This window comes from Planococcus soli (assembly GCF_016881065.1).
Classification (GTDB): domain Bacteria; phylum Bacillota; class Bacilli; order Bacillales_A; family Planococcaceae; genus Planococcus; species Planococcus soli.
Map to the genome: position 1 here is coordinate 484383 of NZ_WXYN01000016.1, position 16466 is coordinate 500848.

The 16466-nt window shown below is 45.0% G+C and carries 16 protein-coding genes; 13 read left to right on the forward strand and 3 right to left on the reverse strand.

Translation table 11 applies throughout. The features are described from left to right. Positions 1–5: 5 nt before the first annotated feature. The 9 genes from atpA (at position 6) to fabZ (ending at position 8877) form a co-directional block, all read left to right on the forward strand. Positions 6–1514 (forward strand): F0F1 ATP synthase subunit alpha, encoded by a 1509-nt coding sequence (gene atpA, locus GJB59_RS10125; RefSeq protein WP_142827141.1) that lies wholly within the window; start codon positions 6–8, stop codon positions 1512–1514. 47 nt (positions 1515–1561) lie between these two features. Next, positions 1562–2419 carry an ATP synthase F1 subunit gamma gene (atpG, locus tag GJB59_RS10130; RefSeq protein ID WP_142827142.1) on the forward strand — a complete coding sequence of 286 codons (858 nt, stop codon included), beginning with the start codon at positions 1562–1564 and terminating at the stop codon, positions 2417–2419. A gap of 181 nt (positions 2420–2600) precedes the next feature. Then, on the forward strand, positions 2601–4016 hold the full coding sequence (gene atpD, locus GJB59_RS10135; RefSeq protein ID WP_142827143.1) for a F0F1 ATP synthase subunit beta: 1416 nt from the start codon (positions 2601–2603) through the stop codon (positions 4014–4016). A gap of 24 nt (positions 4017–4040) precedes the next feature. Beyond that, positions 4041–4445: a F0F1 ATP synthase subunit epsilon gene (locus tag GJB59_RS10140; protein WP_142827144.1), complete on the forward strand. Its 405-nt coding sequence runs from the start codon at positions 4041–4043 to the stop codon at positions 4443–4445. Positions 4446–4763: 318 nt separating this feature from the next. Further along, on the forward strand, positions 4764–4997 hold the full coding sequence (locus GJB59_RS10145; protein WP_142827145.1) for a DUF1146 family protein: 234 nt from the start codon (positions 4764–4766) through the stop codon (positions 4995–4997). Between the two features lie 355 nt (positions 4998–5352). Continuing rightward, entirely contained in the window at positions 5353–6651 is a 1299-nt protein-coding gene (gene murA / locus GJB59_RS10150; RefSeq protein WP_142827146.1) for a UDP-N-acetylglucosamine 1-carboxyvinyltransferase, read from the forward strand. Between the two features lie 273 nt (positions 6652–6924). Then, entirely contained in the window at positions 6925–7959 is a 1035-nt protein-coding gene (locus GJB59_RS10155; protein WP_142827147.1) for a rod shape-determining protein, read from the forward strand. A 77-nt stretch (positions 7960–8036) separates the two neighbouring features. Continuing rightward, a complete protein-coding gene (locus GJB59_RS10160) occupies positions 8037–8300 on the forward strand; it encodes a DNA-directed RNA polymerase subunit beta (protein WP_142827148.1) in 264 nt (87 codons plus the stop codon). 139 nt (positions 8301–8439) lie between these two features. After that, on the forward strand, positions 8440–8877 hold the full coding sequence (gene fabZ, locus GJB59_RS10165; protein WP_142827149.1) for a 3-hydroxyacyl-ACP dehydratase FabZ: 438 nt from the start codon (positions 8440–8442) through the stop codon (positions 8875–8877). A 116-nt stretch (positions 8878–8993) separates the two neighbouring features. Here fabZ and GJB59_RS10170 read toward each other — a convergent pair whose 3' ends face one another. Further along, complete coding sequence (locus GJB59_RS10170; protein ID WP_142827150.1) at positions 8994–9431, reverse strand: YwpF family protein; 438 nt, start codon at positions 9429–9431, stop codon at positions 8994–8996. Between the two features lie 292 nt (positions 9432–9723). Here GJB59_RS10170 and GJB59_RS10175 point away from each other — a divergent pair, with 292 nt between their 5' ends. Both GJB59_RS10175 and GJB59_RS10180 read left to right on the forward strand, forming a co-directional pair. Further along, positions 9724–10134 carry a single-stranded DNA-binding protein gene (locus GJB59_RS10175; RefSeq protein ID WP_142827151.1) on the forward strand — a complete coding sequence of 137 codons (411 nt, stop codon included), beginning with the start codon at positions 9724–9726 and terminating at the stop codon, positions 10132–10134. A gap of 27 nt (positions 10135–10161) precedes the next feature. After that, the gene (locus tag GJB59_RS10180; protein WP_185960003.1) at positions 10162–10305 is read left to right on the forward strand and encodes a hypothetical protein; all 144 of its coding nucleotides are present in this window, start codon (positions 10162–10164) and stop codon (positions 10303–10305) included. Between the two features lie 63 nt (positions 10306–10368). On the opposite strand, the gene GJB59_RS10185 is transcribed toward GJB59_RS10180, so the two are convergent. Then, entirely contained in the window at positions 10369–13092 is a 2724-nt protein-coding gene (locus GJB59_RS10185; RefSeq protein WP_142827152.1) for a DEAD/DEAH box helicase, read from the reverse strand. Next, positions 13089–14621, reverse strand: coding sequence for a hypothetical protein (locus GJB59_RS10190; protein ID WP_142827153.1), 1533 nt, complete (start codon positions 14619–14621; stop codon positions 13089–13091). The genes GJB59_RS10185 and GJB59_RS10190 overlap by 4 nt, the downstream gene beginning before the upstream one ends. A gap of 197 nt (positions 14622–14818) precedes the next feature. Between GJB59_RS10190 and GJB59_RS10195 the strand changes: the two genes are divergently transcribed. Both GJB59_RS10195 and GJB59_RS10200 read left to right on the forward strand, forming a co-directional pair. After that, entirely contained in the window at positions 14819–15187 is a 369-nt protein-coding gene (locus GJB59_RS10195) for a hypothetical protein (protein WP_142827154.1), read from the forward strand. A 412-nt stretch (positions 15188–15599) separates the two neighbouring features. Then, positions 15600–16070, forward strand: coding sequence for a transcriptional regulator (locus tag GJB59_RS10200; protein WP_142827155.1), 471 nt, complete (start codon positions 15600–15602; stop codon positions 16068–16070). The last annotated feature ends 396 nt before the right edge of the window (positions 16071–16466 follow it).

Consider the following 16466-nt stretch of genomic DNA (forward strand, 5'->3'; position numbering starts at 1 on the left):
CATACATGAGCATCAAAGCTGAAGAAATCAGCGGTCTGATCAAACAACAGATTGAAAATTATCAATCAGAGATGAAAGTTGACGACGTTGGTACAGTAATCACCATTGGTGATGGTATCGCGCGCGCTCATGGCCTCGACAACATCATGGCTGGAGAACTTGTAGAATTCTCAACTGGTGCTATTGGTATGGCGCAGAACTTGGAAGCCAACAACGTTGGTATTATTATCCTTGGCCCATACACAGACATCAAAGAAGGCGATGAAGTGCGTCGAACTGGCCGCATTATGGAAGTACCGGTAGGACCTGAACTTATCGGACGCGTAGTAAATCCACTTGGACAGCCTGTTGACGGTCTTGGACCAATCAACACGACTAAATCACGTCCAATTGAAAGCCCTGCACAAGGGGTTATGGCCCGTAAATCGGTTCATGAACCACTTCAAACAGGCATCAAAGCGATTGACGCACTTGTGCCAATCGGCCGTGGACAGCGTGAATTGATCATCGGTGACCGCCAGACAGGTAAAACTTCTGTAGCGATCGATACGATCTTGAACCAATCTGACCAAGACATGATCTGTATCTATGTCGCAATCGGACAAAAAGAATCTACTGTCCGTAACGTAGTAGAAACTTTCCGCAAAAACGGAGCACTTGATTACACAATCGTCGTAACCGCTTCGGCTTCACAACCAGCTCCATTATTGTTCCTTGCTCCTTATGCAGGTATCACAATGGCTGAGGAATTCATGTTTGAAGGCAAGCACGTGTTGATCGTTTATGATGATTTAACAAAACAAGCATCTGCTTACCGCGAACTTTCACTATTGCTTCGTCGTCCACCAGGCCGTGAAGCTTATCCGGGGGATGTCTTCTACTTGCACTCACGGTTGCTTGAACGTGCTGCGAAGTTGAACGAAACTCTTGGAGCAGGATCGATCACAGCATTGCCGTTCGTTGAAACGCAAGCTGGCGATATCTCTGCATATATTCCAACAAACGTTATCTCGATTACGGATGGCCAGATTTTCCTTCAATCGGATCTATTCTTCTCCGGTGTACGCCCAGCGATCAACGCGGGTCTTTCTGTATCACGTGTTGGTGGTTCAGCTCAGATCAAAGCAATGAAAAAAGTTGCGGGTACATTGCGTCTTGACTTAGCATCTTTCCGTGAACTTGAATCATTCTCTCAGTTCGGCTCAGATCTTGATGCTGCAACTGCTGCGAAAATCGAGCGTGGGAAACGTACTGTTGAAGTCTTGAAACAGGACTTGAACAATCCGATCAAAGTTGAAAAACAAGTTGTTATTTTCTATGCGTTGACTCGTGGATTCCTTGACGATATCGCTATCAACGACATTTCTCGCTTTGAAGCTGAATTGACAAGCTGGTTGGATAAAAACCACACAGAAATTTTGGATACTATTCGTACAACTCAAGGTTTACCTGCTGATGACGCATTTGGTGCAGCGATCAATGAATTCAAACGCACATTCGCAAAATCAGAGTAATACTAGAGTCGAATATGAAGAAAAAATAATAGGGTGGTGAAATACCAGTGGCATCTTTACGCGATATAAAAACACGAATTACGTCAACCAAGAAAACGAGTCAGATTACACGAGCCATGCAAATGGTTTCTGCATCTAAACTAAGCCGTGCGGAAGTGAATGCGAAAGCGTTCGTTCCTTACATGGAAAAAATCCAGGATGTAGTAGCATCCATCGCAGCTGGGTCTTCGGACACAAGCAACCCGATGATGATTGCGCGGCCTGTGAAGAAAACCGCTTATTTAGTGATTACATCGGATCGTGGCCTTGTAGGCGGATATAACAGTAATATTCTTCGTACTGTCACGAGCAGAATCCGTGAACGGCATACATCCAATGACGACTTTGTTATCCTGAGTGTCGGCCGGAAAGGGAAGGAATTCTTTACAAAACAGGGAATGACCATCCTTGAAAGTGCAATTGCGCTTCCGGACCATCCGACGTTTTCGGATATTAAAGAAATAACGCGCAAAGCTGTTGGTATGTTCTCAGATGGTACGTATGACGAAGTTTATATGTATTACAATCACTTTGTTTCAGCTATTCAACAAGAAGTCACAGAGACAAAAGTCTTGCCGCTGACGGATATTCAACCGACAGGGTCTACTGCATCTTACGAGTTTGACCCTTCAGCAGAAGCGATTTTGGAAGTTCTTCTTCCACAATACGCGGAAAGCTTGATCTTTGGGGCCCTTCTTGACGGCAAAGCGAGTGAACATGCTGCATCTATGACAGCAATGAAGAGCGCGACCGACAATGCGTCTGATTTAATCGGCGGATTGACACTTCAATACAACCGTGCCCGCCAGGCGGCAATCACTCAGGAAATCTCTGAGATTGTCGGCGGAGCAGCTGCATTGGAATAAAGAAAAGCGTAAGCACCCGTGTAGATTTGACGGGCATAAGACGAAACAGCGAAGTGGCGCTCTTTGCCACATAGCTGGGGCGGCTTATGACCCGAAAATCTGGGGGCTGAAGTCTAGACAACAAAAACTGCGAGCTTCCCTGACAGGAAGTTTTTAAAAAAGTAAGACAGGAGGGAACAGCATGAACACAGGACACGTTCTTCAAGTTATGGGACCGGTTGTAGATATCAAGTTCGCTAACGGCCAACTTCCAGCTATCTACAATGCCCTAACTGTAAATATTGATCGTCCCGGACAAGCTCAAGTCGTTTTGACGCTTGAAGTGGCTCTTCACCTCGGTGATGATTCAGTCCGTACAATTGCGATGGAATCTACTGATGGATTGCAGCGTGGGTCGGTTGTAACCGATTTGGGCAGCGCTATTACTGTTCCAGTTGGAGAAGCAACATTGGGCCGCGTATTCAACGTACTTGGTGAAATTATCGATTTAGGGGAAGAGATTCCAGCTACAGAGCGCCGTGATCCGATTCACCGCTTAGCGCCTACATTCGAACATCTTTCCACAGAAGTTGAAATTCTTGAAACAGGCATCAAAGTTGTTGACTTGCTTGCCCCTTACATCAAAGGTGGTAAAATCGGTCTCTTCGGTGGTGCCGGTGTAGGTAAAACAGTACTTATCCAGGAATTGATCAACAACATTGCTCAAGAGCACGGCGGTCTTTCAGTATTCGCCGGTGTTGGTGAGCGTACACGTGAAGGAAATGACTTATTCCACGAGATGAGCGATTCTGGCGTTATCAAGAAAACGGCAATGGTCTTCGGCCAAATGAACGAGCCGCCGGGCGCACGTATGCGTGTCGCTTTGTCCGCTTTGACAATGGCTGAATATTTCCGTGACGAACAAGGCGCGGATGTACTCCTATTCATCGATAATATCTATCGTTACACGCAAGCAGGTTCTGAGGTATCGGCACTTCTTGGCCGTATGCCATCTGCCGTTGGTTACCAACCGACACTTGCGACTGAAATGGGTCAATTGCAGGAACGTATTACGACAACAAGCACTGGTTCTGTAACTTCAATCCAGGCGATTTATGTGCCAGCCGATGACTATACGGATCCAGCTCCGGCTACAACTTTCGCTCACTTGGATGCAACAACTAACCTTGAACGTAAACTTTCTGAGATGGGTATCTACCCAGCGGTAGATCCTCTGGCTTCTACTTCACGTGCATTGTCACCTGAAATTGTTGGCCCAGAGCATTACAACATCTCACGTGAAGTTCAAGAAACGCTTCAACGCTATAAGGAATTACAGGATATCATTGCAATCCTTGGTATGGATGAGTTAAGTGACGAAGACAAGCTGACGGTTAACCGTGCACGCCGTGTCCAAAACTTCCTTTCTCAGAACTTCCACGTTGCTGAACAGTTCACGGGCCAAAAAGGTTCTTATGTTCCTGTTCAAGAAACGATCAAAGGATTCAGAGAAATTCTTGATGGAAAATATGACCACTTGCCAGAAGATGCTTTCCGTTTGGTCGGACGCATTGAAGATGTTATTGCAAAAGCAAAAGGCATGGGCGTAGAAGTCTAAAACCAGGGACCAGGAGGGGAAAAAATGAAGACCATTACAGTCAATATTGTCACTCCCGACGGCCCGGTATACGATTCAGAAGTATCTATGGTTATTGCAGTTACAGCAACAGGCGAAATGGGCGTTCTGCCCGGCCACATTCCGACAGTAGCTCCTCTGGGAATCGGTGCAATCCGGTTGAAAAAAGAGAACTCGACAGAATTGGTTGCTGTAAACGGTGGATTTCTTGAAATCCGCCCTGAAAAAGTGACCATTCTTGCACAATCGGCTGAACGCGCAACGGACATCGATCTGGCACGTGCTCAGGAATCCGCTAAACGTGCAGAATCACTTTTGCAGGCAAATAAAAATGAAATCGACTTTAAACGTGCAGAATTGGCGTTAAAGCGTGCGATGAATCGTATCAACGTTTATGAGGGTAACATTTAAAGAAAAGCGTAAGCGCCCATGTAGATTCGACGGGCATAAGACGCGCTGGCGAAGTGGCATTTTTTCAGCCGCACAGCCAGGGTGGCTTATGACCCTAGAATCTGGGCGCTGAAGCTAGACAGTAACAAAAGCGAAAACGGCCGTTCAGCTCCGACAGGCTTAAGATGAACTTCCAAAGCGGCGCTTTTTGCCGCTTAGGAAGGGCAGCTTAAGTCCGAGGAGTAGGCCGCTGAAGCTGGACAATAAAGAAAAGCAGAAGCGGACAGAAGGGCAATTGACTTTTGTCCGCTTTTTCTATTTTGTGAGAGGATGGATAAGATGGAAACCATGATTGGGCAAACGGCTTTGATTTCAATCTTCAGCCATATTTTCTTTAGCGGTGTCGCTTTTTATGCAATGCGGGCAGTAATGTTCGAAAAATGGATCCACAAGCATCATGTACTGCAGGCCCAAATTCTCTACGTTTTTCTCAGTATTGCAATCGGGACCATGGTATCTACTTTTTTCCTAAATATTTCATCTTGGTCGAGGCAATTGCCTTATCTGTTTTAAAGCTTGCCGTTTTGCCATGGCCCTGAAGCTCATGGCTATGGCAAAACGGCAAAATAATTATTTCCTGGGAAATATAATCATATTCCATGTTTAAGCATGCTACAGTGGGGAAAAGGTCTAGAAGGATAAATTTAAAACGTGACTTTTTTCACCCTGACGGACACATACATGATGTCTCTGCCGAATAATATTCTGTCAGGTAGAAATAGCAGCGCAAAATGAGAGTATAGTTGCTTGTTTTTTACTAAAAAACAGGTTAGTATAAGAAAGGTTTTGTTTCTAAATAATGACATTGGACTTTTAAACGTATATGGGATACATATAGATGACTATTAAACACATGGAGGGCATATCAGTGGATCAAATCATTGTAAAAGGCGGAAAAAAATTAACGGGGAAGGTACGGGTCGAAGGTGCTAAAAATGCAGTTCTTCCGGTATTGGCTGGAGCATTATTGGCTTCAAAAGGCAAAAGCATCATAAAAGAAGTACCAAATTTAGCAGATGTCTATACGATTCAGGAAGTTTTGAAGAGCTTGAATGTTTCTGTTGAGTATTCACCTGAAAAAAATGAAATGCTGATTGATTCTTCAGCTACATTATCAAGCGAAGCCCAATTTGAATATGTGCGTAAAATGCGCGCTTCGATTTTGGTAATGGGACCAGTTCTCGCACGCAATGGATTTGCTCGTGTGGCTTTGCCAGGCGGCTGTGCAATCGGTTCACGTCCGATTGATCAACATCTAAAAGGCTTTGAAGCAATGGGCGCAAGCATTACTTTCGGAAATGGGTTTGTTGAAGCAAGAACAACTGGCCGCCTGCGCGGAGCGAAAATCTATCTGGATTTCCCAAGTGTTGGCGCAACTGAAAATATCATGATGGCTGCTGCATTGGCAGAAGGCACGACACTTATTGAAAACGCGGCTAAAGAGCCTGAGATTGTAGATGTAGCGAACTACATCAATGAAATGGGTGGACGCGTAATTGGTGCAGGTACGGATATTATGCGTATCGAAGGCGTCGAAGAATTGCACGGAGCTGAGCATTACATCATTCCTGACCGTGTTGAAGCTGGGACATTTATGGTTGCTGCTGCAATTACAGAAGGCGATGTCATCATCGAAAACGCTGTACCTGAACATATGACTGCCTTGATTTCCAAAATGGGCGAAATGGGTGTTGATATTCAGGAAACGGAACAAGGATTGCGCGTTCGTGCGAGCCGTCCGCTTCGTTCAATCGATATTAAAACGATGCCTCATCCGGGATTCCCGACAGATATGCAGTCACAGATGATGTCTTTGATGCTGACAGCCACTGGCAGCGGCATTCTGACGGAGACAGTTTTTGAGAACCGTTTCATGCACGTGGAAGAATTCCGCCGCATGAATGCTTCGGTTAAAATCGAAGGTCGTTCAGTAATCATGGAAGGCCCTTCCCTTCTTCAAGGTGCTGAAGTTGCAGCTACAGATTTGCGTGCGGCGGCTGCTTTGATTTTGGCAGGACTTGCTGCAGATGGCATTACTCGTGTAAACGAACTGTATCATTTAGATCGCGGATATGTTAACTTTCATTCAAAACTGGCAGCTTTAGGTGCAGATATTGAGCGTGTAACTGTTGAACAGGCAGAAACGAAAGTTGAACAATTGGTCTAATCGATTTTCATATGGGCTTGCGAGGCTTTAACCAGCCCCGCAAGCTTTTTTTATGAACTGGCTGAATTCAGGAATTTTTGTCATTGCGATCCTGACTATGATAAAATATGGAGTTAAGAGAATCTTTTTTGAACATACATAGGATCAATGAGAAACTTTATTCAGCAGGGCTCGCCTTAATGAATGCAAGTGATCTAAACAGATTTTTAGGCTGCTGACGGGATCTTTTGATTGAATAAGCAGGGAAAATGGTTTAAAAGGAGTGCGGGCTTGATGTTTTCTAAAGATATAGGAATTGATCTGGGAACAGCGAATGTATTGATATACGTTAAAGGCAAAGGAATCATCTTGAACGAACCTTCGGTAGTGGCCATGGATCGGAAGACTGGAGAAGTACTGGCTGTCGGAAAAGAAGCGCGCAAAATGATGGGCAGGACGCCAAAGCATATTGTGGCTATCCGTCCGTTGAAAGATGGCGTGATCCACGACTTCGATGTCACCGAAGCGATGCTGAAGCACTTTATACACATCTTGAAACTAAAAGGGTTCATGACCAAGCCGCGCATCTTGATTTGCTGCCCTACAAACGTAACGAGCATTGAACAAAATGCCATCCGTGAAGTGGCAGAAAAAGCGGGCGGAAAAAAAGTGTATGTAGAAGTAGAACCGAAAGTCGCTGCCATTGGGGCTGGCCTTAATATTTATCAGCCAAGTGCCAGCATGGTCATCGATATTGGCGGTGGGACAACGGATGTTGCTGTTTTATCCATGGGAGACATTGTGACGAGTGAAACGATAAAAGTAGCTGGCGACCGATTTGACCTGCAAATCATGCGGTACGTCAAACAACATCACAAGCTGTTGATCGGCGAAAAAACTGCTGAAAAGATTAAAGTGGAAATCGGTACAGTATTAAAGCATACTGAAGAAAAAGAGATGGAAATCCGTGGCCGTGATATTCTGACAGGATATCCTAAAACGTTGATGATTTCATCGATAGAAATTGAAGAAGCCTTAAGAGAATCGATTCAGTTAATTGTCGAGGCTGCACGGATGGTTTTGGAGAAAACACCCCCGGAATTGGCTTCTGATATTATCGAAAGCGGAGCAATTTTGACGGGTGGCGGCGCATTGTTGGACGGACTGGATAGGCTGTTGGCTGAAAAGTTGGAAGTTCCAGTTTCCATCGCCGAAAATCCAATGGAATGTGTTGTACTCGGTACAGGTTTGATGCTGGAAGCAAAAGAAAATATCTTTCGCCAGAAAAAACAGAGCCAATTAGCGAATGGCAAAAATAGTTCATTCTAGTATAATGATAGTAATTTGTACGAGTTCGCTTCGCGGCAAACTCGAGAATTTAGTAGATGGAAAGGTTGGCAGAGTGAATGGCTGAGCTGAAAAAAAACTTTTCTCTTCGGAAAAAAGCGAAAAAAGAAGTATCAGATACATCAGAGCCGAAAAAAACGTGGTGGGTTCAAATTCGCCTGTTTCCAATCTGGCTCCGTATCATCCTCGTCATCGCCCTGGTTGCTTTAGCAGCTGTTTTAGGAGCGATGGTGGGCTTTGGCGTCATCGGAGATGGCAGGCCAGCGGATGCACTGAAATGGGAGACATGGCAGCACATATTGGATATTATGAGCGGAAAATAAAGAGAAACTTCACTCTGGGGTTCTTTATTTCCACTGAGTGCTAGTTGATCTAATCGGACTTTTACGGTCAGTTGATTTTCCGCTCTAAGAAGCGGGAGCCTTACTGACCGTTAGAGCGGGATAAAAGGAGTGGAATCGATTGTTGACAACAGAGCAAATTCAGGCAATTTTACCGCATCGCTACCCATTTTTGATGGTGGATCGGATGTTGGAAATCGAAGCAGGCAAAAGAGCGGTTGGTTTAAAAAACGTATCTGCAAACGAAGAGTTTTTTAATGGACATTTCCCGGGTTATCCAGTCATGCCGGGTGTCTTGATTGTGGAGGCACTGGCACAAGTCGGAGCCGCGGCTGTTCTTCAGCTGGATGCCAATAAAGGCCGTCTGGCGTTTTTCACCGGCATCGACAATTGCCGTTTTAAACGCCAGGTCACTCCAGGCGACCAATTGCGTCTGGAAGTTGAATTGACGAAATTGCGCGGTTCAATGGGCAAAGGCCACGCTATTGCGACAGTAGACGGAGAAATTGCATGCGAATGTGATATCCTCTTCGCTTTAGGGCCGGTAGCAGCAAAATAAATCACCTCTTATATGCATAAGAGTGATGGGCATATCCTGTTTGCCGCTCTTAGAAATGAAAAACAGCTTCTGAAGTCATTGTGACTTCAGAAGCTGTTTTTTGATTGTGATCAACTTTAGGATTTTGCCTCGTCTTTTCTCAAGCCAGGGCGGGTGCGCATATCAGTTTCAAAACGTTCCAGCAGCTCCTGCCCTTCAAAACCATCTTCCAGCAGCTCTGACAGCAAGGTTTCCGCGTATTTCCGGCGGGCCCGTTTCAAGGTGCCTTTCATCAACACAGAAATATGGTCGCCCATGGCTTTTACTGCATGAACTACAACTTCAAAGGGAGCCGGTTCATTTCCAGGATAGGAAATGACAACCTGCACGGCTACAATTTCTTCTGTTTGCTTTAGTTTTTCAAACATTTCCTGATGGGATAAATCAATGAGCATTTCAAGAATCCACGATCTCTCAGTATTCTCTTGGTTGATGATGATGCCATCATGCACCGGATAATCGACTACTTGATCGTCTTGTTCAACACCCAGTGACAGCATTTTAAATGTTTTCATGCGGCGATGCCTCCAATGCTTACTTTGTTTCAGTATAGCATAGAGAAGATTTAGCACGCGAACCGAAAAGATGGATGAAAAAAATCGGTTGTTCTGCTAAAAACTACTTTTGGTACAAGCAGCCATTTAAGCCGGAATGCGGCCAAGTCAGTAGACAGCGTTGAAAAAAAGTTTTGGAATGCTTCCAAAAATGAAATATGAAAGCGGAAAAAGCGCAAAAAATAATTTTTTCGGTTTTGCAAAGAATTCAATCTTCTTAGTATGCTCTAGATAAGCGAAAGGGGGTGAGAAAATGAACCAAGTTGGAATTGTAGGGCGGTTAACAAAAGATCCATCAATGCGCGTGCTGACGGAAGGGCGAATACATACATCCTTCATCGTCGCAGTTTCCAGGAACTATAAAAACCAGAAAGGAGAAACGGAAACAGACTATGTTCTTTGCTCGACCTGGGGCAAGCCAGCCCACAATGTTTCAAAATACTGCGTCAAAGGTTCACTTGTCGCGGTCACCGGGCGCCTGCAATCACGTTCCTATGACAAAGAAGATGGCACGCGTATCTATGTAACAGAAGTGCTGGGAGACCAGATCCGCTTTCTCGACAGAAGAAAACCACAAGAAGAAACCGTCCCTCAGCAGGAGACACCGCAGTCTGATGCAGACTTCGATTTCCAGCCGCCGGGGACGGAACAGGTGAACGCATAAGCGATTACACAAAGGAGGCACTTAGCGATGCCAAAAGATGTACAGCTGCAACTGGAAGTGCATATGGAGCAATTGATAAAGTTAACGGCTTTGCTCCATCAGCGACTGGCAGAGGCGGAGCGGGAACTAAGTGAACTGAAATCGATCTTCCGTTCCGCTAAAAAAGGGTGAATTTTCACGTCTAAAAGGGGAATCCGGCCAGGTGGGGACCTGGCCGGATTTATTTAAAGCTATTTAAAGTGAATAAGTGAACAGTTCTTTCAAATCACTATCCGAAAGATCGGTCATCCATTGGCTGGATTGAATGAATTCTTCAGACATAGACTGTTTTTGCACCAACAGGGAGTCGATTTTTTCCTCGATGGTCCCGATAGTCACAAATTTATGGACATGGACGAATTGCGTCTGTCCAATCCGATAAGCACGGTCAGTCGCCTGGTTTTCCACAGCAGGGTTCCACCATCTGTCGGCATGAAGAACGTGTGTCGCAGCCGTCAAGTTAAGGCCGGTGCCACCCGCTTTCAAGGACAAGATGAAAATTGGGAATTTTCCAGCCTGGAAAGAAGCTACCAAGGAATCACGCTGCTGTTTCGGCATGCTGCCGGTTAAGAATGGCACTTCGTGGCCATACAGCTCGTTGATGGCCTGCTGCAGCAAATGCCCCATTCCGATGTATTGCGTAAAGATCAAACATTGTTCCCCGCGTTCAGCAATTTCCCCGGCCAAGGTCACAATGCGCTCCAGTTTTTGAGAACGGGGCAGGATTTCAGCGGCGCTCGTATACGGCTCTTTCAAATAAAGGGACGGATGATTACATAGCTGCTTTAATTTGCTCAGCATTTTCAGTACCAGCCCTTTTTTCTCGAAACCTGTGAGCGTCTCCATTTTCTGCACCGTATCCTGGACAAGCCCTTCGTAAAGAGCGGCCTGTTCAGGCGTCAGTGGGCAATACTCCAGCTGTTCCTGCTTTTCAGGAAGGTTCAACTGCAGATCCGGGTCTTTCTTCGTCCGGCGCAGCAGGAATGGCTGAATCCGCTGGCGCAACTTCTCTTTATGGTCTTCAGAATTGTCGCGTTCGATCGGAATCATGAAGTTTTCCTGGAACTGCTTGATGCGGTACAGGTATCCTTTATTGATAAAATCAAAAATCGACCATAATTCCGACAGGCGGTTTTCAATCGGCGTACCTGTCAAAGCAATATGGTGGTCGCCTTTGAACTTCCGAATCGTCCGCGATTGTTTTGTGTACATATTCTTAATGTTCTGCGCTTCATCCAAGGTGATGCTCGACCAGTGCAGGCTCTGCATTTCATCCCCGTCAGAAGACACAATCCCATAAGTTGATAAGACGACATCCGGCTGCTCTTCCGCTAAAAAGGCGTTGAATTCTTCGCCTTTCGGACGGATGCTGCCGTAATGGGTGACAACCTTCAAATCAGGCGCAAAACGCTCTAATTCCTTCTGCCAGTTGCCGAGCACAGAAGTCGGACAGACAATCAGCGATGGCTGATCCGGATTTCTCCCGTGTACATGCAGCAGATACGTAATGAGCTGAACAGTTTTGCCAAGCCCCATATCGTCCGCCAAACAAAGGCCAAAGCCTTCTTCACGCATAAATACCAAATAATCAAAGCCGATTTTCTGGTAAGGGCGCAGCTCCGTCAATAAATTCTGCGGCAGCGGCGTTTCCGGCAAATCGCGCTTGTCCAATAGTTTATCGAGCAGCGTTTTCAACGATCGGTTCAAATGGAATTCCACCAATGGATCGTCTTCATCCGCTGTTTCTTCCAACATGATCTCCGGAACATTCTGGAACAGCATGTCTTTGATTGTCCAATCCGCATCTTCCGCTTCTTCGATCATTTTGCGCAATTGCATCAACAGGTTTGAATCGACACGAACCCATTCATTGCCGATGCGGATAAATTCCTTGTTCTCAGACACGAGGCGCTGGAAATCCTGCATGCTCAGTTCGTGGCCATTGAGGGAAAACTGCCAGTCGAAATTGATGATTTGATCAAGCCCGACAACCGATGCTTTCTTAATCGGCGAGTTGACATTGGCTTTGACACGTATTTTTGATTCCTGAACTGCCTTCAGCCAGGAAGGAATCGATACCTCGATGCCGAATGCCTGCAAAATTTCAGCGTCGTTGCGCAGAAACTCGAGAATTTCCGCGTCTGTCCATTCGACATGATAAAAACGTTCTTCGTCAAACCGCTCTACAGAAGGGCATAAGCTCAATAGCAGCGATTGGCGCTGTTGAATATCTTCCGCAAAAGGGCGCCATTTTTCGGGCAACGCCTTATCGATCGGCTCGTCTGCGCGCCGTTTGGAAGGGGACCAGTAGACACTGCCCCGCTTGGACCGCATGACGACTTTAAAGGACCAAAATTCATTTGCGTCGGGTTCGCTCAGCTGCACCGCGACGACGTAATCATCCGCATCCGGCAAGCCTTGCCAGCCGGCTTGTTGGATAAATCCTTGGATATAAGGCAGCTGGGCCACCGATAATCCTTTTTGGCGCAATTGATGGTGAATGGTATCGCTAAGGAAAGTGCGAATTTCTTCGTCACCATATTTGTTGCTGATGATGATGTCTCCGTCTTCAACCGTCACATGGTCCCATAAATCGGGATCGCTCAAGGAATCAGCGACTTTTCCGGCAAGCTTCAGCCAAGCTTCGTCTTCTGCACGCTGTCCGGCAAACAACACATAATGATGTGGCTCGCGCTGGAACAGGCGGACAAAATCAGCGGGTGTCAGCACCAAGTCCAAGCCATCTGTCTCTGCCGTCAAGCCGAAAAAGCTGTCTTTGTCGAGAAAATACAAATACGGTTTCCAGATTTCCGGTGGAATCCGGTTGCCTGCTTCATTAGTCGCCTGGATGCGAAAGAGTTCACCGCGGCTAATCGTTAAATAATAGAGGCGGCTTCCTTCAGTTTGGAATTGATTCATATCAGATTTCCTTTCTCGATCTCTTCCTGGAGTGCACGCAGGCGTTTGTTCTGTGTGCGGATTTCATTGATATAGGCAGTCCAAAACTCCATTTGTCCGCTTTTCTTGCATGCCGCTTTCATCTTTTTCCAGACGCGTACGGCTTGCTTGTAGCTTGGGCGGTTGCGCTCCTCCAAATGAGCCAGCGCATACCGGTGGAGCAAGGGCAGCACGTAGTCGGGCGCGGTCGCCTGAACTTCCTTAAGCCCGCATTCCTCAACGAAGTACAAGGGAGAATTGTGAAGATGATGCAGCTCTGCCCACTGTTTGTATAGCTGCTTTTCAATCAAATAAGCCGAATAAGCGGGCAGGCCGTAATGGCCAAATTGCTTGAACAGATCTTCCCAGTCCAGCTCGCTCAAATCAATTTGTGAAAACAGGCGGCTGAGTGTCCGCACATACTGGTGGCGGTATTGTGTATATAGTCCTTCAAACAGGAACGTTTTAACATGCGGCTTGATCGCCAGCAGGATGCTGGACAATGCTTGTGGATGATCCTCATTTTCAGCAAGAACCGCCAGTTCGACCCAATCATGTGTTTCATTGGGTGAGATTTTCCGGACATCCAAGTCTTTTTTCAATAGAATGGAGAAAAACGCTTTTAACCGCTCATCCGGATTTTTCAATGCTGCAAGTTCTTCTTCACGAAGTTTATTGGTGGTAAACAAATTTGTCCAGAACAGCTGATAAAGTGTAAAACGCTGCGAAAACGAAGCATCCTTCACTTCCATGAATTCGCGAATCAAGGTTTTCAAGTACTCAAAAAAAGCATCCGCTTCGAAAGTGCGATGCTGCACACGCAGCTGTCCAAGCAGGTCGCGCAATTCATGCAGTTCGTCGTCAAACCACGTCTTAAAGAAGGAATGATGGACTTCTTGTGTGCCTGATATAAAAGTCGCCCATACCTCAGTCAAGGAAATAAAGTGGGCATATGTGCGGTAAAGCACCTTCCACTCGCGTTCTAAAGGCACGTAAGATAAGGCATTCTTCAAACGGCCATCGTACATTTGTTCAAAATAAAAATAGTTGCGGGTCGTATAATCCGGAATAGCCTCACGCCATACGCTGCGGATCAATTTTGTCCACTGCTCAGGAGAGCGCTTTTCAGATAATAATGTAAGTTGTTTGTTTTCCGGCTCGCGCCACGCGGCTACCCATTCCGAAAGAGAGCCAATCTTTTGGTACAACGAAAAAATGACCGCCAGTCGATGACGGCACATCGGTTCCTGCGGACAGGCGCAAATTGCTGTCAGCTTATCGAAGTTGAGAATAATTTTGACTGCATGTGCATCTTTGACGATTGCTTCAAGAAGCAGCCGCTCTTCATTGAACGATTGAATCTGAACACCATCATGCCGCACTAAAAAGACTGCTTTTCGAACCATTTCTTCATCCAACGCACGAGTCGGAAGAAGCGATTTGTCGATAGCAGCCATATAATTGTGAATCGTATCTTCGAATCTTTTCGCCAGGGATTGAACCGTAGCCATATGCATCGCCCCAAAATAAAACTTTCCTTCTATTATACGACTTTCTGACTGCTCCGTAAACGGTGAAGAATAGGTTATTGCTTTAGAGGACATTATCTTATTCCATTATTTTTAATGAGTCCTTGTTTTATGTAAGTTAAATGGTATTATAAAAGTAATAAATACCTAATTAAGATATATGGATAGGAGAATGATAGTTGTTCAATTCGTTTGTTTTGGAAATCCCCGACTTGCGGTCCGTTTTGCATCCGAAGGACGTCGTGGCTTGGGAAGTAGTGTATGCAAAAGCCGATTTGGTATTTGGTAAGATCAGTTGGCAAATTTCATCAGATGGTAATTGTTACAGCATCTATAATCCCCGCCTTTTTCCGGATTACTTGGAGCAGGTACAGGTTGATTTCAAAATGAATCGAATTATTTTTTATAAACGGCAACTGTCCGACGAAGAATTCCATAGTCTGGTGGCTTATATCATGGAGAAAGTCTCAATTTACATTAATCCAAACGAAATGCATTTCATGGTGGCAGCTCCACGTCATCGCCACCAACGAACGCGCAGCAAATAATAATATAGCTATTTTTGAGAGCCTTTCGTCTGCCTATCTATTGGGGAGCCGGAAGGTTTTTTTTATTGGAAAGGAGGTTGTCGAAAATGCGGGTTTTACAGCTTGCTCGAGCTAAAAAAGTACATGCGCCTATGCTAAAAGGCGTAAGTGCAAAATTTTTCAAATTTCTATATAGATGTTGATCTCATGATTTTCGGTCTTTAAAATTGCCATCTGTTAAAGGAAGAAAACCAAAGAATGAAGAAGAAAATATTTTAGATGAATTCGTGGCTTTTTTAACAATAAATGTGACAAAAATATGTTCTGAAACGTCTACTATATAAGGAGGTTCTTATGCAATACTATTTTCGAAAAGAGGTTTTTATGGTATGATATATGTAATCAGAATATTAAAAAAATGGGGGTGAGTCAGATGTTGCATGTGAAGCTCATGAAGCCGTTCTATACAAAGAAAGAAGGGCATTTAGTGAAATTTGTTTTTGCCTATCAGTACTTCTCCATCATGAAAGACGATGAGCTGTTTCACTTTATTCCTGTAGAAGGCAAAGAGATTATCGTCAACCTGAATACGTTCCAAGTGGAAAACCTTTCGGAAGTCTTCGTTTTCCAAAAAGGCAATCGCTTTATCCGCTTGCCTCTCTACCAATTGTTGCTCGTGTCGGATATTCACAGGCATCTTCAAGCGATCCTGCAGGAAGAAAGAGCCGAGTTGATCGAAGTGAACGAACAGTCCAGAAAAGAAGCGGCTGACGCGATTTATTTTCTGGAGCAGGAAAATTACAGCCGAATGATTGATGAAGCATTAAGTGCAGGGGACAGGGCGATGTTCGATGAATTATTAGCCCAACAGCAGGAATCAAAACAATTATATGGAGGTTTGTAAAGTGAAACCAGCAGCCTATGGATAAAAACGTCTTTCCGGATCAATGGGGAGGCGTTTTTAAATATGAAAAAGACATATGAAAAGCTCTTTTCCATTTGTATAGGAAAAGAGCTTTTATAATTCTGCGTAATTCATAAGTCACCCCTTACATCATAGTATAAAAATTGATAAACAGCATAATTGCTGTAGATCCAGCCACTCCGATTGCAAGATCTTCCCAGCCGAGTTCAAGTACTTTGTCAAAATTCATCGCCATCCGCTCCTTTTCGATTGGGTGTGTAAATGGAAGACCTTACAGCAAGTTAGGTTATCCGCTAACTTATTTTTAGTATAAATTATTGATTTATGATAAACATCGTACAAAATGACTAAAAATTCAAAAAACAAAATATTTTT